19 protein-coding genes are annotated in these 23469 nt (G+C 65.0%); 7 read left to right on the top strand and 12 right to left on the bottom strand.

Annotated elements, in window-relative coordinates; translation table 11 throughout:
* Positions 1-343 precede the first annotated feature (343 nt).
* From DVDV_RS15385 to DVDV_RS15360, 6 genes are all read right to left on the bottom strand, one after another.
* On the bottom strand, positions 344-523 hold the full coding sequence (locus DVDV_RS15385) for a Flp family type IVb pilin (protein WP_075355522.1): 180 nt from the start codon (positions 521-523) through the stop codon (positions 344-346).
* A gap of 194 nt (positions 524-717) precedes the next feature.
* Positions 718-2889, bottom strand: a complete 2172-nt coding sequence (locus tag DVDV_RS15380) for a hypothetical protein (protein ID WP_075355521.1) — start codon at positions 2887-2889, stop codon at positions 718-720.
* A gap of 10 nt (positions 2890-2899) precedes the next feature.
* Positions 2900-4240 carry an SLC13 family permease gene (locus tag DVDV_RS15375; RefSeq protein ID WP_075355520.1) on the bottom strand — a complete coding sequence of 447 codons (1341 nt, stop codon included), beginning with the start codon at positions 4238-4240 and terminating at the stop codon, positions 2900-2902.
* Between the two features lie 16 nt (positions 4241-4256).
* Positions 4257-4706: an HPP family protein gene (locus DVDV_RS15370; RefSeq protein ID WP_075355519.1), complete on the bottom strand. Its 450-nt coding sequence runs from the start codon at positions 4704-4706 to the stop codon at positions 4257-4259.
* A 76-nt stretch (positions 4707-4782) separates the two neighbouring features.
* Positions 4783-5769 (bottom strand): D-glycerate dehydrogenase, encoded by a 987-nt coding sequence (locus tag DVDV_RS15365; RefSeq protein WP_075355518.1) that lies wholly within the window; start codon positions 5767-5769, stop codon positions 4783-4785.
* The gene (locus DVDV_RS15360; protein WP_075355517.1) at positions 5766-6851 is read right to left on the bottom strand and encodes an acyltransferase family protein; all 1086 of its coding nucleotides are present in this window, start codon (positions 6849-6851) and stop codon (positions 5766-5768) included. The genes DVDV_RS15365 and DVDV_RS15360 overlap by 4 nt, the downstream gene beginning before the upstream one ends.
* Positions 6852-6995: 144 nt before the next feature.
* On the opposite strand from DVDV_RS15360, the gene DVDV_RS15355 reads away from it, so the two are divergent.
* From DVDV_RS15355 to DVDV_RS23475, 6 genes are all read left to right on the top strand, one after another.
* Positions 6996-8936 (top strand): right-handed parallel beta-helix repeat-containing protein, encoded by a 1941-nt coding sequence (locus DVDV_RS15355; protein WP_254845401.1) that lies wholly within the window; start codon positions 6996-6998, stop codon positions 8934-8936.
* Between the two features lie 706 nt (positions 8937-9642).
* Positions 9643-10500, top strand: a complete 858-nt coding sequence (locus DVDV_RS15350; RefSeq protein WP_075355515.1) for a zinc metalloprotease HtpX — start codon at positions 9643-9645, stop codon at positions 10498-10500.
* A 306-nt stretch (positions 10501-10806) separates the two neighbouring features.
* Positions 10807-11187 carry a VanZ family protein gene (locus tag DVDV_RS15345; protein WP_075355514.1) on the top strand — a complete coding sequence of 127 codons (381 nt, stop codon included), beginning with the start codon at positions 10807-10809 and terminating at the stop codon, positions 11185-11187.
* Between the two features lie 363 nt (positions 11188-11550).
* Positions 11551-12012: a cytochrome c nitrite reductase small subunit gene (nrfH, locus tag DVDV_RS15340; protein ID WP_075355513.1), complete on the top strand. Its 462-nt coding sequence runs from the start codon at positions 11551-11553 to the stop codon at positions 12010-12012.
* 33 nt (positions 12013-12045) lie between these two features.
* Positions 12046-13512: an ammonia-forming cytochrome c nitrite reductase subunit c552 gene (locus DVDV_RS15335; protein ID WP_075355512.1), complete on the top strand. Its 1467-nt coding sequence runs from the start codon at positions 12046-12048 to the stop codon at positions 13510-13512.
* 2313 nt (positions 13513-15825) lie between these two features.
* Positions 15826-16545, top strand: a complete 720-nt coding sequence (locus DVDV_RS23475) for an autotransporter domain-containing protein (protein WP_075355511.1) — start codon at positions 15826-15828, stop codon at positions 16543-16545.
* 6 nt (positions 16546-16551) lie between these two features.
* Here DVDV_RS23475 and DVDV_RS15325 read toward each other — a convergent pair whose 3' ends face one another.
* The 6 genes from DVDV_RS15325 to DVDV_RS15300 all read right to left on the bottom strand — a co-directional run bounded on the left by DVDV_RS15325 (position 16552) and on the right by DVDV_RS15300 (position 22816).
* On the bottom strand, positions 16552-16971 hold the full coding sequence (locus DVDV_RS15325) for a universal stress protein (RefSeq protein ID WP_075355510.1): 420 nt from the start codon (positions 16969-16971) through the stop codon (positions 16552-16554).
* Positions 16972-17007: 36 nt separating this feature from the next.
* Positions 17008-18087 (bottom strand): TOBE domain-containing protein, encoded by a 1080-nt coding sequence (locus tag DVDV_RS15320; RefSeq protein WP_075355509.1) that lies wholly within the window; start codon positions 18085-18087, stop codon positions 17008-17010.
* Between the two features lie 63 nt (positions 18088-18150).
* Positions 18151-18531, bottom strand: coding sequence for a RidA family protein (locus DVDV_RS15315; RefSeq protein WP_075355508.1), 381 nt, complete (start codon positions 18529-18531; stop codon positions 18151-18153).
* Positions 18532-18824: 293 nt separating this feature from the next.
* Positions 18825-20297: an outer membrane homotrimeric porin gene (locus DVDV_RS15310; protein WP_075355507.1), complete on the bottom strand. Its 1473-nt coding sequence runs from the start codon at positions 20295-20297 to the stop codon at positions 18825-18827.
* A gap of 486 nt (positions 20298-20783) precedes the next feature.
* A complete protein-coding gene (locus DVDV_RS15305; RefSeq protein WP_075355506.1) occupies positions 20784-21542 on the bottom strand; it encodes an acyl-CoA dehydratase activase in 759 nt (252 codons plus the stop codon).
* Positions 21539-22816, bottom strand: a complete 1278-nt coding sequence (locus DVDV_RS15300) for a double-cubane-cluster-containing anaerobic reductase (protein WP_075355505.1) — start codon at positions 22814-22816, stop codon at positions 21539-21541. Before DVDV_RS15300 ends, DVDV_RS15305 begins: the two co-directional genes overlap by 4 nt.
* A gap of 212 nt (positions 22817-23028) precedes the next feature.
* On the opposite strand from DVDV_RS15300, the gene DVDV_RS15295 reads away from it, so the two are divergent.
* Positions 23029-23442 (top strand): hypothetical protein, encoded by a 414-nt coding sequence (locus DVDV_RS15295; RefSeq protein WP_075355504.1) that lies wholly within the window; start codon positions 23029-23031, stop codon positions 23440-23442.
* The last annotated feature ends 27 nt before the right edge of the window (positions 23443-23469 follow it).

The following is a 23469-nucleotide window of genomic DNA, read 5'->3' as shown; positions in this document are numbered from 1 at the left end:
CCGGCTTTTCGCTCCAGGATTGATGGAACGGACGCAGGGCGTTCCCCGAGGAATGGAGCCGGGCCGGCCGGCGACGACCGGCAGAAGGCCGGTACGGCCCGGATCGGACCAGCCCGCCGGACCAGTCCGCCGGACCCGGCAGCCGGGATATTCGGCCAGACCAGGCCGGTGAAGACCGGCGGCTGTGGCCGCCGGGCCGGCAGGTGACGGCGCGGCTGATTGTTGTCGGCTGGGCCGGCTTTCGGGGCTGGGGGAAAAATGCGGGAAACCGGCGTGCGCCCCATGCAAAAAGGCCGTCCCGGTGCCGGGGACGGCCTTTTTGCTTCGCGAAGCCAAGGGCTGGTTAGGAGCCGGCAGCGGTGGTCAGGGAGGTGGCGATCTTGTCGAAGAGGCCGGACAGGCTGGTGCCGACCGAGGTGACGGCGGTGATGATGACGGCGGCGATCAGTGCGGCCATAAGCCCGTATTCAACTGCCGTGGCCCCTTCTTCGTCGCGGATGAAAGTGGTGATGGCGGTCAGCATGGTGTCTCTCCCGGTATGTAAAGTTGTTGTGGGTTCCCTGTGCGTCTCTTGCCCTTCAATAAGCAGGTCTTGTGCCAGGGTGGGAGAAATTTTTAATTCACTGAAATTCCGGGACTTATTTATTCAAGGGGAGGGTTCCGGTCCAACCGGCGTGGAGTGGCAGGGCGCTGTTCCAGCAACTGTGGAGCCGGCGTTCAGGGGGCTGCGGGCAGGGGAACCAGGGCCAGGCCGAGCAGGCCGAAGCGTTTGTCCGCCGCACCGCCCTCGGCCGCAAAGGCCAGCCGGCTGCGCCCCGGGGGCAGGGTCAGTTCCAGGGCCAGGGGCGTGGACGGGGTCGGGCAGTCAAGCACCATGGCCAGCCCCGGCCCCTCCAGCCGCAGGCGAAGCGGAGAGGCAGACACGACTGCGCCGGCCAGCCGGACCCTGGCCGGCTGGTCCCCGGCGTTGTCCAGGGAGGCCTCGGCTGTTTCGCCGGCCCAGACCACATCGCCCGTGACCGCCCGTTCCGGGGAGGAAAAGCCCGGGCCAAAACGCAGGGTCAGGGGCGAGACCGCCCCGGTCTCCACGGTCCGGGCCGGCAGGAGGGCCAGGGAGGACAGGGCGATGCCGTCCCCGGCCAGACGGGTCTGGGACGAGCCCAGCCGGCCGCCCACCCGGGCCGGTGCGACCTGCCAGCCGGTGTTGTCGCGGTAGAAAACGTCGAGCAACCGGTTGGCCCCGTCCACCACCACCAGGACCCGGTCGGCCAGAAGCTGCGGCGCGTCGGGATGTGGGGCATAGGGATCGGCGGCCGGCGGACCCAGGCGCGAAACCCGGCCCAGGGCCACAGCGGTCACGGGTGCAGCCGGAGCGGACAGGCGGCGCAGGACATAGACCGGTGCGTCGGCCGGGGCTGCCGGGTCCGGGCCGGGCAGCACCCGAAAGCTCCGCCCGGTGCGGCGGGCGAAATAGGCGGTCCAGTATTCCGGGGAGGTCAGTTCCACGCTGACCGCGGCAAAGAGGTCCGGGGCCACCAGGATGGCCCCGTCCGGCACGTCTTCCAGGGCCGGACTGCGGGCCGCCAGTTCGGCCACGCGCCAGCGACCGGCAGAGGTGATTTTGCTTTCGCGCACCGAGGCGTTGACCGAGGCGTTGACCAGGACGACCAGGGCGAGGCCCAGGCCGAAAAGCGCCGCCCCGGCCGGCCGCAGCCGCCTGGGCAGCCGATCGGCCAGGGCCAGCGCGCCAAGGGCCAGGAGCACGGCCAGGGCATAGAAGGAAAAATTCGAGGTGACGTACCAGGCCAATCCCCCGGCCGCCGGTTCCTGGTACTTGGGCGACAGGGCGATCAGCACATTGGGGCAGATGACGGCGTAGCCGGCCAGGGCCAGGGCCAGGAGGCGGGGCCGAAAGGGGCGCTCGGCCCGGCCCAGGCAGGCAAAGGCCAGCCCGCCGGCCAAGAGGGCCATGGCGATCCAGGCCGGGGCGAAAAGCGGCCAGTTGCCGGCCAGATCGGCCAGATACTGGCCAAAGGACAGGACGTAGCGGCTGGTGGCCTGGGGGAAGCGGTTGATGGAGTCGAGGTTGAGGCCAAAAGCCCCGAGCGGCAGGGCGCTTTGGCTGTAGGCCAGGGCGGTTTTAAGGACGCGCAGGGGATTGGTGATGTCCAGGGCGTTGCCGTCGTAGGCCGAGGGGTGGGTGAAGCGGTAACCGAGGTAGATGGCGGCATAAACCGGGACCACGGCAAAGGCGGCGCAGCCGGTGGCAAGGCGTTGGCGCAGCCGTCCGCGTCCGGTCAAAAGGACGATGCCGGCCAGGACGGGCAGATAGGCGACAAAGGCCTCAAAATGGCAAAAAGCCAGGAACATGGCGATATTGGCCAGGACGAGCCAGCGCCGCCTGGAGGTTTCGCCGTGGCGCAGCAAGGCGTAGCCGGCCCCCAGGAGCCACAGCATCCCGGCATCGAATACCAGCGGATAGGCGGTCAGGATGTTGTGGTGCCAGTTGTCCTGATACAGCGACAGGCAAAGCGCGGCGATAAGGACGCCCAGGGCCGGGCTGGCCGCCAGGCGGGCGGCAAGCCCGGCAAGCCCGGCCACGACGGCCAGGGCCACGGCCAGGGACAGGGCCTTTCGGGCCGGCAGGCTGTCGATGAAATAGGGCAGGCTGGTCAGGCCCACGTGGAGATAGTGGTGGAAGCGCCCGGAGCGGGTGGCCAGATCGGTGCAAAGGGCGCCCAGGGTGCCGGTGGTCACGGCCTGTTCGTAGACGAGGTCGTCGCTGGTGGTGGCGCCGGTGCGCAGGTAGCCCCAAAAGGCCAGCACAGCCAGGGCCGCCAGACACAGCGCAGCCAGAAACCGGCCGGCGGGCCGGGGCAGGGCATTCATCCCCTTGCGGCTACCAGCCGAGCACGTAGTAGCGCAAGTAGATGTAGCCCATGGAGATGGCGATGGTGCCAAGGGTCACCGGCGCGCCGTACTTGAAAAACCGGCCAAAGGTGATCTTGTGCCCGGCTTTTTCCGACAGCCCGACCACAATGACGTTGGCCGAGGCCCCGATGGCCGTGCCGTTGCCGCCAAGACAGGCCCCAAGCGCCAGAGACCACCACACCGGCAACATGGTCGGATGGGTGTACAGGGCCGGCCCGGTCAGCCCGGTGGCCGGCCCCAGGACCTTCTCGGCCAGTTCGGCCAGGAGCGGGTTCATGGTGGCCACAAAGGGGATGTTGTCCACGATAGCCGAGGCAATGCCGGAAAACCAGACCATGACCATGGACAACATGAACATGGAGTCCTTGGTGGGGTTGGTAAGCGCAATGACCTTCTGGGACAGGACTTCGATCAGCCCGGCTTTGACCGTGCCGCCGATGATGATCAAAATGGCCGATGAAAAAGAAGATGGATGGGCCATTCCACTTCCATCGAATATTTTTTGCGGGTCCTCGCCGGAAATGAGCAGCAAGGTGGCGGCCCCGAGCAGGGCGATGGTGGCCGGTTCAAAGCCGAGAAAGCCGTGCAGGGTGAAGCCCAGGATGGTGAGGCCAAGGACCGCGCCGCTTTTTTTGAGAAGCGCCGGGTCGCGGATGAGCACGCGTTCGTCCATGGCCAGGATGCGGGCCTTCTGGGCTGCGCCGACCGTGAGGCGTTTGCCGAAGATGACCTTCCAGACGAGCATCCAGGCCGCCATGACCACGATGATGGCCGGGGTGAGATGGATGATGAAATCCATGAAATCCAGGCCGGCCTTGGAGGCGATCATGATGTTTGGCGGGTCGCCAATCAGCGTGGCCGTGCCGCCGATGTTGGAGGCCAGGGCCTCGGTGATGAGGTAGGGCACCGGGTCGATTTCCAGTTCCTTGGCCACAAGCAGCGTCACCGGGGCCAGGAGCAGGACCGTGGTGACGTTGTCCAAAAAGGCCGAGGCAATGGCTGTTACCACGGCGAAAATCGCCATGATGGCAAAGGGTTCGCCCCGGCCGATCTTGGCCGACTTGACGGCCACGTACTGGAAGACGCCGGTCTTGGTCATGATGTTGACCATGATCATCATGGAGATGAGCAGGAAGATCACGTTCCAGTCCACGCCCAGATCGACGTCGTGGAAGGCGTCGTGCTGGGTGAGCACCTTGGTGGCCAGCGTCAGGGCCGCGCCAAAAAGGGCCACCTTGGTCTTGTTGATCTTCTCCGAGACAATAACGACATAGGCCGCAACAAAGATGGCCGTGGCAATCCAGAACATGGGGGCTGTCTCCGGGTTACAGGCCGCAGTGGCCGGCCAGAAAATCGAGGATGCGCCGGCGGGTGAGTTCGCCGACGAGCCGCCCGTCGTCTTCGATCACCGGCAACACATTGAACCGGCCTTTGGTGAAGAGCGCCTCGGCCGCGAAAAAGGTGCCTTCAGGGCTCACAGCCGTGATTTCGCGGGTCATGATGTCGGCGGCGGTCTTGTCCTGGCAGGAGTTAAAACTGTCCCGGATCACGGTGTCATCCTCGGGCAGGGCCTTGGCCAGATTGGCGTCGACGTAAAAGGGCATGGCGGACCGCAGCAGGTCGTAGCAGCTCACCACGCCAAGGAGGTGCTGTTTGGCGTCAACGACGTAGACCAGCCGGGAATTGTGGCAACGGTGGGCAGCCACCAGTTCGGCAAAGGTGGCGTCCAGGCCGACGGTGGCCAGGGTCGTTCGCATCATCTCGCGTATGCGCATGGGGTGCTCCTTGGGCTGTGGCCGCCGGGGTGCGGCCGGACGACAGGTCTGGGATGGTCCCGGTTTGCGGAAAATGTCAAGGCCGGCCAAGAACCTCGGGGTTGAGGCAGGTGGGGGGCGTGGTCCCCTCCAGCATGGCCAGCAGGTTTCGCGCCGCCAGGGTGGCCATGCCGTTTCGGGCGGCGTCGGTGGCCGAGCCGATATGCGGCGTTATGACCACGTTTGGCAGAGCGGCCAGACCCTCGGCCATGCGTGGCTCAAATTCATAAACATCCAGGCCTGCCCCGGCAATGCGGCCATCGCGCAGGGCCGTCACCAGGGCGGCCTCGTCGATAATCGGGCCCCGGCCGGTGTTGACCAGGATGGCTGTCGGCCGCATCCGGGCGAAAGTGGCGGCGTTAAAGGCGTGGCGGGTCTGCGGGGTCAGGGGGGCGGTGATGCAGATGACGTCGGCGGCGGCCAGGAAGTCCTCGAAGGGCAGGTAGGTCGCGCCGCACTCCCGCACCAGGGCTTCGTTGGGTTTTCTGCCGCCGCAGGCCACGATGGGCATGGCAAAGCCGCGCGAGAGCCGGGCCACGGTGGCGCCGATGCGTCCCGGGCCGTAGATGCCAAGGGTCTTGCCGGCCAGTTCCGTGCCGATAAACTGCATGGGCCCCCAGCCCGGCCAGTTGCCCGAGCGCATGGTGGAATCGGCGGCCACGATGTGGCGGGCCACGGCCAGGATCAGGCCAAAGGCCAGTTCGGCCGTGGCCTGGGTCAGCACGTCCGGGGTGTTGGACACGGGCATCCCCCGGCGGGTGGCCTCGGGCACATCGATGTTGTCATAGCCCACGGCGTAGTTGGCATAGCCGCGAAGGAGCGGGGCGGCGTCGAAAAAACCGGCGTCGATGCGGTCGGTCAAAAGGCCGATGACGCCCTGGGCCGTGGCTGCCCGGGCCAGCAGCTCGTCGCGGGTCAGCGGCCGGTCCTCGGGGTTGACCCAGACGGTGGCCTTTTCCCGCAACAGGGTGAGTCCGGCTTCAGGAATGGCCCGGGTGACGACAATGTGGGCTTGTGCGGTCATTGGGGTGCTCCTTGGTCAGCCAGGGGCCCGGAGCAGCGGTCCGGGCGCCGGCGGATTTTGGCCTGCAGGGCAGCTATGGCCCGGGTCAGGCCGATGGGTCCAAACAGCCCGGCGGCGGCATAAAGCGGAAACAGGCGCGGGGCGTTGACGCAAAAAAGCGTGTTGCCAAGCAGGGCCGGATCAGTCCCGCTGGCCGGGATGAGCACGAGGTTTAGCATAAAAAAGCAAAGCAGGTGCAGGCACATGATGGGCACGGTGTTTTCGCCAAGGAGCAGCAGCAGGCTCCCCGGCCTGACGCTTTTGGCCAGCTGCCTGGCCAGGAAAAGGGCCAGATAGGAACCGTTTAAGGATGTTACAAAGACCAGCAGGGCATTGCCGTGGAAAGACATCGTGGACAGGTTGTAGTCGACGGTTGCCCCCAGGCAGGCCAGGAGTACGGCGCAAAGGACGCTTGCGCCAAGGCCCCGGGCGGTGAAAAGCGCGTCGAAACCGGGCCAGCTCCTGGCTGCGCTGCCACAGACGTAGAAGAAAAGGCCGAAGCCGACCTTACCCAGCTGGCTGGCCACCGGGGACAGGTCGAAAATCTGGGCGGTCAGGACACAGGCCAGGGCCAGCAGGCCCGTTGCCCCAAGCAGCCGGGCCGGGGCGTCGCTGCCAAGCAGGCGGGGCAGGGGCAGGGCGGCGAGCTGGACGAAAAAGAGCGTCACCAGGAACCAGCCGCCGTTATACAGCGGAAACTGATGCCCCGTGGTCAGAGGCTCGGAGACCAGGGCGCGCAGGGAAAAGGGCGCGATGTCGGTCCACAGGCCAAGGCCGGCGGCTGCGGCCCAGGTCAGTCCGGCAAAGAGCAGATTGTAGAGGAAATAGGGCACCAGCAGCCGTCTGGCCCGGCGTAGGGCATAGCCCCGGGCATCGGCCCGGTGGGCCGGGTTGAACACGAAGCCGGACAGCAGGAAGAAAAAAGCCATGTGGTAGGAATAGATGGGATACCAGGAAAACGGATCGTAGCAGTGGCCAAGGACCACCAAAATGATGCCAAGGCCTCGGGCGATGGTGATGGCTTGGTCGCGCTGCTGGGGCATGGGCTGTGTGCCTTGGGGTTTTGCGTAAAAGCCTTCCCGGGAGGTGCCCAGGGGATCGGGCTTTGTCAATGGTTCCGGCCGAGGGTTGCAGGAAGCGGGAGAATGGAATAGTATATCCTATATATAGTCCAAAGTGGAGGCCCTGTGGACCCGCAATCCCGTCTGCTCTATGCCACCCCCCAGGGGGACCGGCGGTTCGTCGATGGCCAGGCTGTGGAAACCCTGACCCTGGCCGCAGCCGCGGCGGCGGCCAGGCCCGGGGACACGGTGCAACTGCTGCCGGGCGGCTATTTTCCGCCCACCATTATCGATGCCGAAAACCCGGCCCGGTCCGAGCCGATCTCCGTGGAACTGCGCGGCGTGGCCGGCCGGGAGGACGCCCCGGTGACCATCCGGGGCCTTGGTCCGACAACGGCCCTTTTCGGCGAAGGCAAGGCCGAGATCGCGGACACCAGACTGCCCACAGCCGATCAGTTCGCCTTTTTCAAGTTGTTTGACTGCCAGTGGATCGTGTTCGAGGATTTCGACGTGGCCGGCTGCTGGCCGACGTTTTGCTATATGGAAAACAGCAGCTACGTGACCATGCGCGGCGTGCGGGCCTTTGACGGCCGCTACGTGGTCTTTGCCCGGGGCGAGGGCTGCCACCATATCCTGCTCGAGGACAACCGCTGGCGACAGGACCCGACCGGTGCCCTTTGGCGCGACATCAGCTGGGAAGCGGTCAAACGCGAGGATCTGACCGGCTATTTCTACTACAATGGCGGTTTTTTCGGCTCGGTCAACATCTCCGGCAGCCTCATCTTCCGCAACAACACCCTGTGCACCGCCTTTAACGGCCTTCGCCTCAAGGCCGATGCCGCCAGGGGCGACCGGCTCAACTACAACGTGGAGATCACCGGCAACCGGTTCCATCGCCTGCGCGACAACCCGGTGGAGCCGGAGCGCACGGCCACCAACTGGTATGTGACGCAAAACCGCATCGTCAACGCCCATGCCTGGTTCTCCCTGGACGGCGTGGCCGGCGGCTTCTGGTACTTCTGCGGCAATACCGGCTATTTCAACGACAAGCCGGGCCAGCCCGAAGGCGACAACACCGGCGGGGCGGTTTTCAAGTTCGACGACGGGGGCAGAATGCCGGACCGCTGCGTCCTGTCCGCCTTCAATACCTTTTTCCTGCGGGCCAACGTCATCAAGGAAGGGCGCAGCCGCCATTTCCATCATGCCGACAATGTGGTGCTTTTTTGCACCCCGGCCGATCTGCGCCGCTATGACCCCGAGCCGCCCTGTCCCTTCCCGGCCACCTGCCCCGATCGTTGCGCCCCGTCGCCGCAGACAGCCGATCCCGAGACCTTTGGCTGCGCCGCCCCGGATCAGCCCGGTCCGTCCCTTGTGGCCGCGCCGCATTTTCTCGATGATCCGGTGGCCGACGCCATCAGTTTTGACGGCGACCTGACCAACCGGCCCTGGCCGGCGGCCTTTGCCCCGGCCGGGTTCGAGGCCCAGGGCCGGGTGGACCCGGAGTTGCACTTTAAAAATCCCTTTGCCGGAGATCTGCGTCTGGCCGGGCCGGGCCTGCCGGCGGTGCCGGTGGTGCTGCGGGCCGGGCTGGATTGGGCCGGGGACTATGACTGGATGAGTCCGGTCCGGGCCGTGGCCGGAGCGGCCCAGCCCGGCGGTGCGCCAACGCCCTGTCCGCCCTTTGTTTTTTGCCCGCCGCCCAATCCGGCCCCGGGCTACGACGAGGCGCCGCGCCCGGTGGCCCTGTCCCGGGACGCCGGTCGGCTGGTGGTGCATTTTTCCCGGCCGCTTCTTCCTGGCCGGGCCGAGGCGATTGTGTCCGACCGCCGGGGGGAGACGCTTACGGTGGCCGGACCAACCGAGGGCACGCGGCTTTTTCTCGACCTTCCGGGGCCTTGGCTGCGACGGGTGGCCGGGGTTGCCGTACCGGCCGATCTGGCCGGAACCGATGGCCGGCCGGTGACCCTTTTTGCCTGTGACCGTCGGGTGAAGATTTCTTGCAAAATTCACTTTACAACGGGACAGGAAGGCTTAAGTGTAGAGTCAACGGAACCTCGAAAGAGGTGAACCCGAGCAGGAGGAAGCGCCGTCACGAATGCCGTTTCCCATACCTGGCGAGCCGAGTCGCCCCCAACAGATGACGTTAGCCGGTAACAACCGGCCCGTCAGAAAGCGAGGACAGATTCTTATCGCACGAATGGTTGTCGGCGTCGCGGCGGATAAGGGCCGCACGGAGACCCGCCGGCTTCCCCGGGAAAGGACCGGACCGAGACAACGCGCCACGGCGCAAGGTGGAGGTACATTCCGATGGGTCAGCAAGGTGCATATCCGGCGAACTGAGTCGCCCGCAGACACGGCTGATAGCAAGCCGTAACGGCGAAAGGACTTGCCCGATCGCCCACACCCCACCAGCGCGACACGAAAGCTCCTCAGGGGAGGAGGCGTCGCCAAGGGGAAAGGTCCTGGAATTTCGGAAACCCGCAATGAACGTTTGCGCGAGCGTCGCGCCCAAACCATACATGAACCCACTCCCGGCGAGATGACTCGCCGCGAAGTCGGGAACCGGAGGTTCTCTCCGGAACCCGCCGGGCGGGGGGAAATACCTTCCTGCCGGGTGCTTCGGGCGCGGACCGGTCGCAAAGACCGGATACATCCGACGCCGCGACAATGGGAACCTGGTTTCGGCAATATACGAACAAGTCTCTCAAGCGACCTCGCCTGGCCCAAACGGACCGGGCGAGGTCTTTTCCTATACCCGGAGGATCACCGCATCATGACCAGCCAGATCAAGACCGCCCTGCTACTCGGACTGCTCACCGTCCTTATCTGCATCGTCGGCCAGGCCATGGGCGGCCGCACCGGCCTTTTCATCGCCTTCGCCATGGCCCTGGTCATGAACGTCGGCAGCTACTGGTTCTCCGACAAGATCGTGCTGTCCATGTACAACGCCCGCGAACTGTCCCCGGCCGACGCCCCGGGCCTGCACGCCATGGTCGAGGAACTGGCCAGAAACGGCAACATCCCCAAGCCCCGCGTCATGCTCGTCCCCCAGGACGCCCCCAACGCCTTTGCCACCGGACGCGATCCCGAACACGCCGTGGTGGCCGTCACCCAGGGCATCATGCGCCTGCTCTCCCCCGAAGAACTGCGCGGCGTCATCGCCCACGAACTCGGCCATATCAAAAACCGCGACATCCTGGTCCAGTCCATTGCCGCCGTCCTTGGCGGTGTGGTCATGATGCTGGCCAACATGTTGCAATGGGCCGCGATTTTCGGCGGCACCCGCAGCAACGACGAGGAAGGCGGCGGCACGGGCGTGCTCGGCGGCCTGCTCATGGCCATCCTGGCCCCCATCGCCGCCTCGCTCATCCAGATGGCCATTTCCCGGTCCCGGGAATTTCTGGCCGACGCCACCGGCGCGCAACTGTCCGGCACCCCCCTGGCCCTGGCCGGGGCGCTTGGCAAACTCGACGCCTACTCCCGGCAGATCCCCATGAACGCCAACCCGGCCACGGAAAACATGTTCATCGTCAACCCCTTCGCCGGCGTGTCCATGGCCTCGCTGTTTTCCACCCACCCGCCCACCGAAGAACGCATCCGCCGCCTGCGCGACATGGCCGGGGGACGTTAATAGAAAACGAAAGAGTGCCTCCGGCGGCCAAAGGGCTGAGCCCTTTGGAATCCCTCCTGAAAGGCAAGGTTTTATGGGGGGAGGGTGCGTCTGCCGCCCTCCCAGAAAATTTCTCCAAGTGCAGGGGTCCGGGGGGATCATCCCCCCGGCCGCCGGAGGCACTCTTATACGTAAAAATGCCTCTGGCGGCGGCCAAAGCGGCGTTGGGTGTCGGGCTGGCTATTTGCCCGCTCCCGCTGTAGGGTCCGCCGGTTGCCGGGCCGGAGTCCCCACACCACGCGCCGTGCCCCTTGCCGGAGACCGCTCATGCTCAATTCCCTGCTCTTTCGCCGGGCTACATTGCTTGTCTGGATATGTTCCGTGGCCGCCACCATCTATTTGTCCCTGCTCCCCGGACTGGAACTGCCGGTCAAGTTCTGGAGCGCCGACAAGTTGCTGCATTTTCTGGGCTATGCCTGGCTTGGCGGCCTGCCGCTTTTGGCCTTTGCCGGGGGCGATACGGCCCGCAACGTGGCCTATTGCATGATTCCCCTGGGCGGCCTGCTCGAATGGGGCCAGTCCTTCGTGCCGGGCCGCACGGCGAGCATGATGGACGCCGTGGCCAATGCCGTGGGCGTTTTTATCGGCATCTGGATTGTCGAGACACTTCTGGCCCGCTGCCGGGGCTGCGAGGGCCTTGGCGACTAGCCGTCGCGCCCGGCTCGCAGCCGTGCCGGGCTGTTGCCTGGGCGCAGCCACCCCTTCCCGCAAGCCGTCCTCCCCGGTTTTTCCCCGCTCCCCCGGCCGCATCCGGCCCTTGCGCTGTTCCAGTCAAAGCCGGCTGCTTTCGCTTTTTGTCTAAAAGGCACTGCCGGCTGCGGCCGGTGAAGGCGGCAACCGCCACAGAAACAGCCTGTCTCGATTCCGGTCTGACGTTTTTGCCTATGCGCCAGCCTGTCTGATGCCTCTGATTATCTTTTTATATACACCGTTTATTTTCCTGTGCCGCATTGTCATGTCGGCGTACCTATCGTAGCATATTCCCAAAACCTTTTAGCGAGGAGAGGGACCATGGGACATGCCGGCATAAGGGGCGTGCGGCTCCTTGTCGTTGTCGGGCTTGTGGTCGTTGGCGTGGGGCTGTTTCTGGCCCTGGGACCGCCGGGGCTTTTGGCCAAGTCCGAGACGCCCGACTTTTGTGCCTCCTGTCACGTCATGGAGTCGCAGTACGAGGCCTGGTTCCACCAGGGGGCGCACAAACGCATTCGTTGCGTGGACTGCCATCTGCCAAACGACAACCTGGCCAGCCACTATGTCTGGAAGAGCATCGACGGCATGAAGGACGTGGTGGTCTTCAACTCGGGCCGGGTGCCCGACGACATCCGGATCACCGACCACGGCAAGGCAGTGGTGCAGGCCAACTGCATCCGGTGCCATGAGACGGCCGTGGAGATGATCGATCAGAAACGGTATTGCTGGGACTGCCACCGCCGGGTCATGCACCGGAATGTTGGCGTGCCCTTCACCCGGTAACGACAACCGGCTGCGGCCGAGAGAGGGATGACCATGCGGGGCAAACTGCTGTACAAAATGGCGCTTGGCGTGGCGCTCGCCGCCTTCTTATTCGTTCCCTATGCCTGTTCGCCGCCCAAGCCCGAACCGGTCAAGACGGTCGTCATTCCCGACGGCGAGATCGATCCGGCCATCTGGGGCAAGGCTTATCCGGAAGAATACGAGACCTGGAAGATGACCGAGGAGCCGACCCCGGCCGGCAAGAGCAAATACAAGCGCGGCTTTGACGCCGACCGCATCACCTACGACAAGCTGGCTGAATTTCCCTACATGGCCCTGCTCTTTAACGGCTGGGGCTTTGGCGTGGAATACAATGAGCCGCGCGGCCATGCCTATATGCTGCGCGATCAGTTGGAAGTCGACGCCACGCGGCTGAAGGCCGGCGGCGTGTGCCTCAGCTGCAAAAGCCCCTATGCGCCGCTTCTGGTCAAGGAAATGGGCGTTGACTACTACAAGCTGCCATTCAAGGACGTGCTCAACAAGATTCCCGAGAAATTTCAGACCCTCGGCGTGGCCTGCATCGACTGCCACAACAACAAGGACATGGGCCTGACCGTGTCCCGGGGCTTCACGCTCGTCCCTGCCCTGGAAGGCATGGGCATCGACTGGAAGAAGCTGACCCGCCAGGAAATGCGTTCGGTGATCTGCGCTCAGTGCCACGTCACCTACAACATCCCGAAAGACAAGGACATGCAGTCTGTCGGCTTGTTCTTCCCCTGGCAGTACGGCAAGTGGGGCGCCATCGCCGTCGAGGACGTCATCAAAAAGATCCGCAGCGACGATTCCTACCGGGAATGGAAGCAGACCGTCACCGGCTTCAAGCTGGGCTTTATCCGCCATCCGGAATTCGAATTTTTCTCCAACAACAGCGTCCACTGGAAGGCCGGGGCCGCCTGCGCCGACTGCCACATGCCCTATACCAAGGTGGGCGTGCGCAAGATTTCGGACCACCGGGTGACCAGCCCGCTTAAAAACGACATGAAGGCCTGCATCCAGTGCCACACCGAGACGCCGGACTGGCTCAAGCAGCAGGTCATCGCCATCCAGGACCGCACGGCCTCGCTGCAGATCCGGGCCGGCAACGCCACCGCCACCACGGCCAAGCTCTTTGAGGCCGTGCATAAGGCCAAGGACGCCGGCAAGCCCGTGGATATGGCCCTTTATGACCAGGCCAAGGATTATTACGAGGAAGCCTTCTACCGCTCGCTCTATATCGGCGCGGAAAACTCCATGGGCTTCCACAACCCAACCGAAGCCCTGCGCGTCCTGGGTGATTCCATCGCCTTTGCCGTCAAGGCCGAGGCCTATCTGCGCCAGATCCTGACCAAGGCCGGCATTGACGTGCCGATCAAGGTTGACCTGGAGCTGTCCAAGTATCTGGAAGGCCGGGGAAGCAAGAAGCTGCCCGGACATCCCGACCAGGAATTCAAGGATCCCATGGGCGTGCAGGACCGGTTCTAAGCCGTCTGAGGCCATACAAAAACGCGCGCCCGCTCCGACGACCTCGGGGCGGGCGCGCGTCGTTTGAGCGAGTGTTTTCGGTTCGAAGCAAGGAAGATGCAGGCTGGCGACCGGCCCCGGCTCTCCGGGCGGGAAAACCGGGTCGTCTTGACGGGTGGTGGCGATTGCCGTTACGCCGAATCAATATCCCCCGGCCGGTTGCACGGAGTGTCCCATGCCTGACCCGAGAGTAGTGCGGCGTCCCTTTGTTGCGTTCTTTTTCTGTCTCCTTGTCTCCCTCGGCGGCTTCACCCCGGCCAGGGCCGTGGACAACCCCGTCTACGATGCCGCCGTGGCCGAGGCCAAGGCCAATGCCGCCAATCCCGGCCCCTGGATCGTCACCGATCTCAAGGTCGTAACCGGACCGGGGTCCGGCGACGGCAACACCTACGTGGACGGCAAGCTGGTGGCGGCCACCTTTACCAAGTCGTCGTATTACACCAGCGCCTATCCCGGCAAAGTCATGAGCGTCTACGGATCCCCGACTTCCAGCGCCTCCTGGGTGACGATTGGCGGCGAACTCAAGTCCTCCTGGTCGCGCCTTGGCGTCACTGCCGCCGACGTCAAACTGGCAACCTCCCAGGCGGTTGGCATGTCGGACGGCAATTCCAACGACACCATCGTGGAAATGCTGGTTGCGCCAACCCTCGAGTCCATCCAGCGGCCGACCAAGGACCCTTCCATCGCCACCCAGCCGACCTCCCTTGGCAGCGCTGCCGCCTTTGTCCAACCGGCCGGCATGAGCGATGCGGCCTTTGCCAATTTCACCGCCTATTATACCGCCTGGGAGGCCTCGGCCTACGGGGCGGACAATTTTCCCTGGACCCAGCTCGGTTACACCTACCGCTGGGGCCATGGCGACACCCTGGCCGACATCCGGGGCCTGTCGGAATTCATCCTGCCCGGCAGTTCGAAATACACGGTCTATGCCGTCTATTCCCTGACCTCCTACCTCTATACCGCCGGCAACGGGTCCGGGGATTTTGCCGTCACCGGCAACCTGGACACCCTCTGGGCCGGCCGCAATTTCCAGCCGCGCGGCGACACCGTGCGCATCGACGCCGGGGCGACCGTCTCCGGCGGCCAGGGCCTGCTCATTTCCTCGCCGGGCTATACCGTGACCAATAACGGCACCATCACCGGCTCGACCGCGGCCAAGTTCGGCCTGTCCGGCACCGAGGACGTGGCCGTGCTGTTTCTGGGCCAGCTTCCCGGACCCGGAACCCTGGCTGCGCCCTTTGGCAGCGGCAACACCCTGGTCAACACCGGGACCATTGCCTCGCCGGGCACGGCCGTAGAGGCCGATGCCGGGGATACGGCCATCCTCAACGCCGGGACGCTCTCCGGCGGTTCCTATGCGGTCCGCACTGCCGGCGGCAATGACCGGCTGGAGGTGCGCGGCGGCACGGTCTCGGGCCGGGTGGACCTGGGCGACGGTCTGGACAGCCTGACCGCCACCGGGGCGTCCACCCTGGCCTTTGCCCTGTCGCCCCTGGGCCTGTCGCCGGACCCGGTGCAGAATGTGGAGTCCGTGCGCCTGGGCGGCGACACCACCCTGGCTCTGACCTTTGACGCCAGCGGCTATGTGGCCAGCGGCCAGCGCTATACCATTGTCCGGGCCGGGAACCTGTCCGCCCCGGAGAGCGGGCTGGCCGTGACCAGCAACCTGCCCATGGTGCGCTTTGTGGCGGCCTCGGACGGGGCCGGACTGACCGTGACCGGGCTTCGCGACCTGGGCTGGTACACCCGGTCGGCGGCCAATCCGTCCCTTGGCGCGGCTCTGGATAGCATCACCACCACGGTCAATCCGGCCATGGAAGGGCTGATCGGCCTGCTGGACCAATCCGGCGACCCGGCCGGGTACACCGCCCGCCTGCTGCCCGGACCCCAGACCCGGGCCATGGTGCTGGCCGTGGACGGGGCCTCGGCCTTTGGCAGCGCCTTTGCCGCCCGGATGCGCGGCCTTCGCGGCGCCGGGACAACGGCCGGGGCGTTGGCCCCGGCGGGATTTCTCCAGCAGGATCTGGGACTGCCCGATCTGGCCGATCTGGGACAAGCCGCCGCTTCAGGCCGGGCGGCCTTCAGCCCGACGCCGGTGCAGGCGGCTTTGCCGGCCGCAGCCGCAGCGGACACGGCCTCGCCGGCGGCGCTGCCGGCCCTGGCCGGGGAAGGTTCCATCGAGGCCTTTGCCTCGGTCTACGGGGCCAAGGGGCTGGGGGTGTCCAGCGGCAACGCTCCGGGCTACGACAGCAGCCTGACCGGGGCCATGGGGGGGTGGGGGTGCGTGTGGTTCCGGGCCTTCGCCTGGGCCTTGTCGGCGGCTACGCTTGGTCGCGGGCCGATTTCTATGCCGGCCGGGGATCGAGCGACGACCACATCTGGCGGCTTGGGCCGTATCTGGCCCTGGATTTTGCCCCTTACACCGTGGACGCCATGGTTGCTTATGGCGCGCACCGGGTGGCGACCGAGCGGCCGGTGTGGAACACGACGGCCACGAGCAAGACCACCATGGGCGAGTGGCTGGGCTACCTGCGGGCCGCCCGCACGGTCGATCTCGGGGCGGCTGTTGTGGCCGAGCCGTTCGTGGAAGGGCAGTATGTGCGTCTTGATCGCGCCGCCTACGGCGAATCCGGGGCCGGCGCGGCCAATCTGGATTTCCCGGCCGCCGACAGCACGTCCGTGACCTCGGTGCTGGGGTTGCGTCTGGAAAAGTCGTTCGAGGTAGGGGGCTGGCGGCTGACGCCGGATGTCTGGGGCGGCTGGCGGCATGAATACGGCGACACGGCTCCGCTGGTGCGGGCGGCGTTTAGCGGCGCGCCCGAGCGGCAGTTTGCCGCCTCCGGCGGCGTCACCGACCGGGATCAGGCCCGGTTCGGAGCCGGCATCACCCTGCGGGGCGAGGCCGGTCGGGCGGTCAACGCCCGTTTTGACGGCACGGCCGGCGGCACGCGCTCGGATCTGGCCCTGTCGGTCGGGCTGCGCCTGACCTTTTGAGGCGGCCTAGCGCACCACCACCACGGTGCACGGCGCGATCTGGACCAGACGCATGGACACGCTGCCCATGAGCAGGCTTTCCACGTCGTCCTTGCCCCGGCTGCCGATATAGACCTCGTCGGCCCCTTCCTCCCGGGCGATGCGGGCCACGGTCTCGGCCGGCCGGCCCGGTTCGTAGCGGGTGCGGATGGCAACCCCCCGGGACCGGGCGATCTCCTCGGCCTCGGCCAGGATCTTTTTAGGCTCGCGCAGGATGGCGGCAAAGGCCGTGTCGCAGTCTTTGACGTCGCAGTCGAAAAAGGTCAACGCCTCGACCACGGTGACGGCGATCAGTTCGGCCCCGCTGCAGCCCGCCTCGTCCAGGGCCCGTTCCAGGGCGCGAAATGACGGCTGGGAACCGTCCAGGCACACGATGCATTTTTTCATGGCCCATCCCTCCCGGTTTTCGCCGGCCGCGCGACGCTATTCCACGTGGAGCACCACGGCAAAGGCGGTGAACATGGCCCAGATTTTCTGCCCCTCGGCCAGGGCCAGCTCCCGGGCGCTTTGGGTGGTGATGACCGCGCACAGCCGGGTGCCGTCGGCCAGGGCCACGATGGCTTCGCTGGTCAGTTCGCCCAGGCGGATCAGTTCCACCTCGCCCAGGAACCGGTTGCCGGCGGTCACCCGGGGCATGTCCTCCCCGGCCTCCAGCACCACCCACGGGGCCTTGATCTCGGCGGTGACAAAGCTGCCTTCGGCTACGCCGAGGTTTTTGAGGCTCTCGTTGGTGATGATCGAGCTGACGGCATGGCCGCCCAGGCTCTCCACCGTGACGATGGACTGGATGTCGCCGCGCTGCACCCGGGCCACCCGGCCGAAAAAGGCGTTTCGGGCGCTGGTGCGCCGGGTTTCCCGGGTGAGCACCTGCCGTTCCACCTTGCGCCTCTGGTCTTCGGGCAGATGGAGAAAGGCGGCGGTGAGGTCGGCGGTGGAGTGGCCGAGGATGCGCTGGACCACGGGCAGGGGCACGTCGTCGCGCAACAGTTCCACGGCCCGGGAGCGGCGGATGGTGCTCGGGTTGACGAGCTCCTTGGTGTAGCCGCATTCCTCGGCCCGCTCGTAAAACTTGCGCCGCACATGGCCCTGGTCCAGGCGCATAAGCCCGCCGCGAAGCGAGGCATAGGCCGGATCGTCGAACACGGCGGCCAGGGCCTCGCCGAGTTCAGCCGGAATCTGCACCTCGCGCCCGACCCCTTCCTCGCCGCCGCCAAGGACCACGGAAAGCGTTTCCAGATTGACGTCGGTGCGGTCGTTTACGGCCAGCACTTCGCCAAGCCTGGCCCCGGTGTGGCGCAGCATGAGATAGATAAGCCGCACCCGGTTGCGCGACACGGCCACATCCGGCCGGCCGGCCCGGGTGGTCCAGGCGGTGAAGGCTTCCGAGAGCCGGGTCAGTTCCAATGTATCGAGAAACTTCACATCATCGGGTACGGAAAAAATCCGGGCGGCGCGAAAGCGCTTGCCCCCGGATTCGGGCGCACTATTTTTCGACTCGTCCATTAAGCCTCCCCGTGTCGGCGTCATCAAGAGCAAAAATTCACGGGCAGGCCCGCAAAGTCAAGCCTAGCGCGAAGCCACCACCTCAAGCTCGACCAGGACGTCGCGGGGCAGCCGGGCCACCTCGACGCAGGACCGGGCCGGGTAGGGCTTGGCGAAATAGCTGGCGTAGACTTCGTTGATGGCCGTGAAGTTGTCCATATTTTTAATGAAAAGCGTGGACTTGACCACGTTGTCAAGGGTCAGTCCGGCGGCTTCCAGGATGGTGCGCACGTTTTTGATGCTCTGGTGGGTCTGCTCCGTCACCGAGCCCGGGACCACGACGCCGGTTGCCGGATCAATCGGGGTCTGGCCCGAGACAAACAGCAGATCCCCGGCCCACACGCCGATGGAATAGGGACCGATAGGCGGCGAAGAACCTTCCGCGACAACGACTTGCTTGGGCATGGGAGTCTCCTTGGCAAAACGGATTGAAGCCGGCGGCGCTGCGGCCGGGACACAGGGTGCGCTGCCCGGGGCGCGGCGTCACCCGCGCAGGCAGCATAACGCTAATCGTCTCGCCCGTGAAGATGCCGGCGGCCGGGGAGCGTGGGAGAAGCGGAAGAGCCTCCGGCGGCCGGGGGCCTGAGGCCCCCGGACCCCCCAACTGGGAAAGGGGGACGGCGTAACCGCGATGGCGTCGGACGCAAAAAAGGGGGGCCTTGCGGCCCCCCTCCGATGCGCCGATGGCGAAGCGTCTGCTAGAACTTGTACGTCAGGCCGAAAGCGACCTTCCAGGCGTTGTTGCCGTTCTCGCTGGCCTGATGCACCAGACGATGGCCCCACACGCTTTCCTGGAACTGGCCGTGGGCCCAGCCCGTTTCCATGACCGCAGCGAGGTTTTCATAGATCATGTACTTCGTGTCGAAGTTCGCGCCCATGAGGTACTCGTTGGTGGTCAGGTCGTGACCCATGGTGAAGTAGTCGTTGGCAAAGGTGTTGCGGGCATACCGGATGGCTCGGGCCGTGTTGTTGCCGCGCAGGTACACAAAGGTCAGACGGTGGGTCAGATTCTCAATGAACGACATCTTGTTCAGCGACGCGCCGATACCGTAGTTGCCGACCGGCGACACATACATGTTGGAACCCTTGCCGAGTTCCTGGCTGTCATCGAACAGGAAGCTGTTGCCCGGTCCCCAGGTGGAGCGCATGTAGGGCATCCGCTCGGAACCGTTGGACGTGGACTTGTCCTCGCCCGTGGACCAGAAGGCGAAGATCTGCGGGGTGACCATGTCGAAACCGGTGTATTCCGCACCGCCGTCGACCATCCAGCCCTCGCGCTTGGCGCCCTTGGTGTCATTGGACGCGCCGGCTCCGTAGATGACATCGGCGTAGAAACGCACGGGATCGAGGGCGGTCACTTCAAACGCGCCGCCGAACCAGTAGTAGGGGTTCTGGTCGTTCTTCCAACGACCGGTGCCGTAGGCTTTGGTCATGTTGGCCGAGCTGCCGGCCGAAACCAGGGTGTTGGCAAAGCTGTTGCCGCTGTCCGTGGTGTCGGTGGTGTCTTTGTAGCTGTAGTTGGCGTTGCGGCCGGCCACAGCAACCATGCCCCAAGGCGTGGCCTTGAAGCCTTCCAGGGTGACAGGCAGAGCCAGGAAGTAGGCATCCAGCTCGTCAGCCACCTGGGTGGTCGTGTTGTCGTAGGTGCGGTTGGTGTCAATCAGGCGGCCAAAGCCGGTCAGAACCGACAGGGTGTTGTCGATAAGCGGCGCTTTGATGGTCAGGGCGGCCATCTTGTCGCTCCACACCGGGCTTCCGAAGAACAGGCCGCTCTGGGGCAGGTTCACATCCTGCAAACCAGCGGTCACTTCGATGTCCTGGCAACCGGGAACCTTGAACTGCAGGTAGGCCAGATCGACCTGGACAGCAGTTTCCGGGTTGGCGGCGGTGAAGGTGCCATGGCCCCAGGTGTCTTCCACCTTGATGCCCAAACGGAACTTCACGGCTTCGTTGGCCACAAAATCGGACCGCAGACGGAAGCGTTCCCAGATTTCAAAGGAATCTTCGGTCTTGGTTCCGGCCTTGTTCCAGCCGGTGAAGTTGCGGGCGCTAAAGAAGTTGCCGTACACGCGGGCGTCGCCGGTCATCTTGACTTCAGTGGCGGCCCCGGCCGCAGCGGCTACTCCGAAAAGCAGCGAAGCGGTCAAAGCGAGACATCCAAGCTTTTTCATAATCCTTCCTCTCGTAAAACAGGCGGGTTCAAGCGAACTGCCATCGATGCATCGCCAACCTCCGGCGGCGTACCGGAGATTGTTCAGAAACCGGGCTACGCCTGGCGCAACGGAAAAACAAGTTACAAAATGTAAATTATTTTTAATTGAAATAGAATCAACCAACAGGAGTCCAGTCGCCGGCCGCTGCAAAGGGGTTACACCGGCTGTGATTCGTAAAATGTATAAAATTCAGTCTGATAGTCGTTGGTTTGAAAAAAAATGGCCAGGCCCCGACGGGTGCGCCGGCCAGCCTGGGCCGGAAGCCGGCCGCATCGGGCAGACAGGTTCGCATGAGGCCACGCGACAGGCCGGGGGCAGCAGGCGCGGGCCGGCGGGCGCTGTGGCCCGCCGCGACAGAGGGAGCAGGCGGCCCACGGCGGCTTACGGCCGGGCCGCCTGGCGGCATGGCCTCGGGCAAGGGCCGGGCCGGACAGGGACGTTTGTTCAGGGCGCGACTGACTGGAGCCACAGGGCCGCGCCCAAGGCTCCGGTCATGTCCGGCTCGTCAGGGAGCAGCAGCGGCGTATCTGCCGCCTCGGCCAGCAGGCGGATCATGCACGGGTTTCGGGCCACGCCGCCGACAAAGACCAGCGGTGCGGCCAGTCCCACCCGGCCAAGCATGGCCATGGTGCGCGACACCACCGCCTTGTGCAGGCCAAGGGCGATATTGGCCGGGGATACGCCCCGGGCGATCAGGGTGGTGGCCTCGGTTTCGGCAAAGACCGTGCACATGGAGCTTATGAGCGGCGGGTTGTCGCCGGTCAGGGCCAGCCGGCCGAAATCCTCAACCGACAGGCCAAAGACCGTGGCCGTGTATTCGAGGAATTTGCCGGTGCCGGCAGCACAGCGGTCGTTCATCTCGAAGCGCCCGACCCGGCCGCCGGGCAAAAGCGACACGGCCTTGGTATCCTGGCCGCCGATATCAAGAAGCGTGGCCGCCTGGGGAAAAAGGCTGCCTGCGCCCAGGGCATGGGCCTTTATTTCGGTGACGCTGCGGGCAAAGGGATAGAGCTCCCGGGCCAGTTCCCGGCCGTAGCCGGTCACGGCCAGACGCTCGGGCACGCCTGCGGCAAACAGTGTTCGAAGTTGCCCCACGGCATCAAAGGTGGTGGGCAGGCGGCGGGAGGCGGCCACCCCGCCTCCCTGCCACACCACCAGCTTGATGCTGCGCGAGCCGATGTCCAGGCCCGCATAGGCGGTCACGCCAGGGTCTCCACAAAGGCTTCCACCCTGGTCTTGAGCTGGCCGGCGTCTTCCATGCCGTAATCCGTTTCGATGGCCAGATAAGGCACCCCGGCGGCGGCCATGGCCTTGCCGACCTTCATGGCCTCGTGGGCGTAGGGCTGGCAGAAAAGCAGGCCGTAGTGGATCACACCGTCGGCCCCAAGGCGCTTGGCCATGGCCGCGATGTTCTCCAGGCGTTCGTCATTGGGCGTGAAGCAGGCGCAGTCGATTTTCAGGTAGCGGTCGCACAGGGCGTCGAGCATGGCCTCAAGGCCGGCCGGCGACTCGTCGGTCAGGTCGCGGGTGTTGCGCTCGCCGATGCAGGATTCCTCGCCGACAATGACCGCGCCCGAGCTTTCGATCAGATAGGGCAGTTTCCAGTTGGGCACGGCCATGGGACAGCCGGCCAACAGCAGGCGCGGGGTTTTGGCCGGGGCCACGCCTTCGCCCTTGGCGATGCGCCCTTCGATCTCGTCACAGAGTTCGTTTAATTTGGCGGTAAAGCGGATGGGATCGTCGTAGAAACTGATCTGGTTGACGAGCAGGGCGTCGCGGCCGGAAATGGGGGCCGGATCAGCGGCACGCAGGGCGGAAAGACGCTGCAAGGCCCGGCGTTTGGCATTGACGGTCCTGGTCGCCTCGGCCAGGGCTTCGGCGGTTATGGCCTTGCCGGTGAGCTTTTCCAGGGCTTCCTTGTAGCGCACCAGTTCGGAACGAAACAGCGCCCGGTCGGCCGGGGCCTTGCACTGGGGCACTTCCATGATGTGCATGGGGGCCAGTTCGCCAAAGGCCTCATAGGCTTTCTTCTTGCCGTCGCAGGTGGTCTCGCCGACCACGAGGTCGCAGGATTCGGTGTAGGGGCAGATGCGGGCCAGCTTGAAGCCGATGAAGGATTTGATGAGGTCGCAGGTGTTTCGCGGCACGAGCGTCTCGGCCAGTTCCGTGCCGGCCTTGGCCCCGGCGCAAAGCCCCACCTGCACCGCCCCGGCGGCCAGGGTCAGCTCTTCGGGCACGAACACGCAAAAGGTGCCGACGATCTTTTTGCCGGCCGCCTTGGCGTCCTGCAGTTCCCTGATGCGCAGCCCATGGACTTCCGAGAGCACGAAATCGAGATATTCAGCGCCTTTGAGCCGGCCCTCCTGGGCCATATAGATGTCGCCGTAAAATTTCCCCAACACCGCCAGCAGGGCATCATGGGCCTCGATGTCCAGATCAAGGGCTTCCCACATGGCCTTATGGGCCGCGTCACTCATGGCATCCTCCGGGATAAGGTTGTGAACCTTTTACCCTTACCGTTGGCGCGGCACGGCGTGAAATAGTTTTTTCTAATAACTTTGGGAAGATATGATCGTTACAAACTATCCAGCCCAAGTGCTAAAGGAATCCGGAAAGCAGCCGAAAAGGGGGGTACACGCGAGAGTTCGGCAGGACCGCCGGATGACATCGCCGCCAGGGAGGGAGGCGTATGGCTCGAATACTGCAATTCGCACCCCGTCGCCAAGGTATACGGTCGCACCGGGAGATTCTGGATACGCAATTATCTCCGCGACGCCCGCACATCAGCGATCGGGACTTATGGACCAGGGACTACAGGGAAATTGACAACATCCTCTACGCCATTTTGAAAATAAAGGAGATCCTGGACTACCACCTCTACTATGATGATGTTTGGCCGTACCTGCTGCTGTCCTTTATGGAGGCAGTCCACACCACCAAGCAAGGCGGCGGACAGGATCTGCCGGCCACCGGCGCATCGCTTAAGGATTACGTGCTCTCGGCCATCACCCCGGACAACAAACGCGACCTGTCCATGGTGCTGCTGCTGGCCGACCTGATCGAGAAGTCGCCCACCTACCGCGGCACGTCCTCGTCGCCGTAAGGGTGGAGAGAGAAAAAGATAAAGATT

Origin of the sequence: Desulfovibrio sp. DV (assembly GCF_001936595.1) — a bacterium.
Lineage (GTDB): Bacteria > Desulfobacterota > Desulfovibrionia > Desulfovibrionales > Desulfovibrionaceae > Solidesulfovibrio.
Note: the sequence above shows the minus strand (reverse complement) of the source record. Positions and strands in the feature narration are given on the sequence as shown.

What these genes read in the sequence shown, in the direction of transcription:
- nrfH (WP_075355513.1), top strand. Translation starts at nt 11,551, where the DNA reads ATGGGACATGCCGGCATAAGGGGCGTGCGGCTCCTTGTCGTTGTCGGG.
- DVDV_RS15370 (WP_075355519.1), bottom strand. Translation starts at nt 4,706, where the DNA reads ATGCGCATACGCGAGATGATGCGAACGACCCTGGCCACCGTCGGCCTG.
- DVDV_RS15320 (WP_075355509.1), bottom strand. Translation starts at nt 18,087, where the DNA reads ATGGACGAGTCGAAAAATAGTGCGCCCGAATCCGGGGGCAAGCGCTTT.
- DVDV_RS15335 (WP_075355512.1), top strand. Translation starts at nt 12,046, where the DNA reads ATGCGGGGCAAACTGCTGTACAAAATGGCGCTTGGCGTGGCGCTCGCC.
- DVDV_RS15365 (WP_075355518.1), bottom strand. Translation starts at nt 5,769, where the DNA reads ATGACCGCACAAGCCCACATTGTCGTCACCCGGGCCATTCCTGAAGCC.
- DVDV_RS15375 (WP_075355520.1), bottom strand. Translation starts at nt 4,240, where the DNA reads ATGTTCTGGATTGCCACGGCCATCTTTGTTGCGGCCTATGTCGTTATT.
- DVDV_RS15385 (WP_075355522.1), bottom strand. Translation starts at nt 523, where the DNA reads ATGCTGACCGCCATCACCACTTTCATCCGCGACGAAGAAGGGGCCACG.
- DVDV_RS15300 (WP_075355505.1), bottom strand. Translation starts at nt 22,816, where the DNA reads ATGAGTGACGCGGCCCATAAGGCCATGTGGGAAGCCCTTGATCTGGAC.
- DVDV_RS15325 (WP_075355510.1), bottom strand. Translation starts at nt 16,971, where the DNA reads ATGAAAAAATGCATCGTGTGCCTGGACGGTTCCCAGCCGTCATTTCGC.
- DVDV_RS15360 (WP_075355517.1), bottom strand. Translation starts at nt 6,851, where the DNA reads ATGCCCCAGCAGCGCGACCAAGCCATCACCATCGCCCGAGGCCTTGGC.
- DVDV_RS15310 (WP_075355507.1), bottom strand. Translation starts at nt 20,297, where the DNA reads ATGAAAAAGCTTGGATGTCTCGCTTTGACCGCTTCGCTGCTTTTCGGA.
- DVDV_RS15350 (WP_075355515.1), top strand. Translation starts at nt 9,643, where the DNA reads ATGACCAGCCAGATCAAGACCGCCCTGCTACTCGGACTGCTCACCGTC.
- DVDV_RS15345 (WP_075355514.1), top strand. Translation starts at nt 10,807, where the DNA reads ATGCTCAATTCCCTGCTCTTTCGCCGGGCTACATTGCTTGTCTGGATA.
- DVDV_RS15380 (WP_075355521.1), bottom strand. Translation starts at nt 2,889, where the DNA reads ATGAATGCCCTGCCCCGGCCCGCCGGCCGGTTTCTGGCTGCGCTGTGT.
- DVDV_RS15295 (WP_075355504.1), top strand. Translation starts at nt 23,029, where the DNA reads ATGGCTCGAATACTGCAATTCGCACCCCGTCGCCAAGGTATACGGTCG.
- DVDV_RS15315 (WP_075355508.1), bottom strand. Translation starts at nt 18,531, where the DNA reads ATGCCCAAGCAAGTCGTTGTCGCGGAAGGTTCTTCGCCGCCTATCGGT.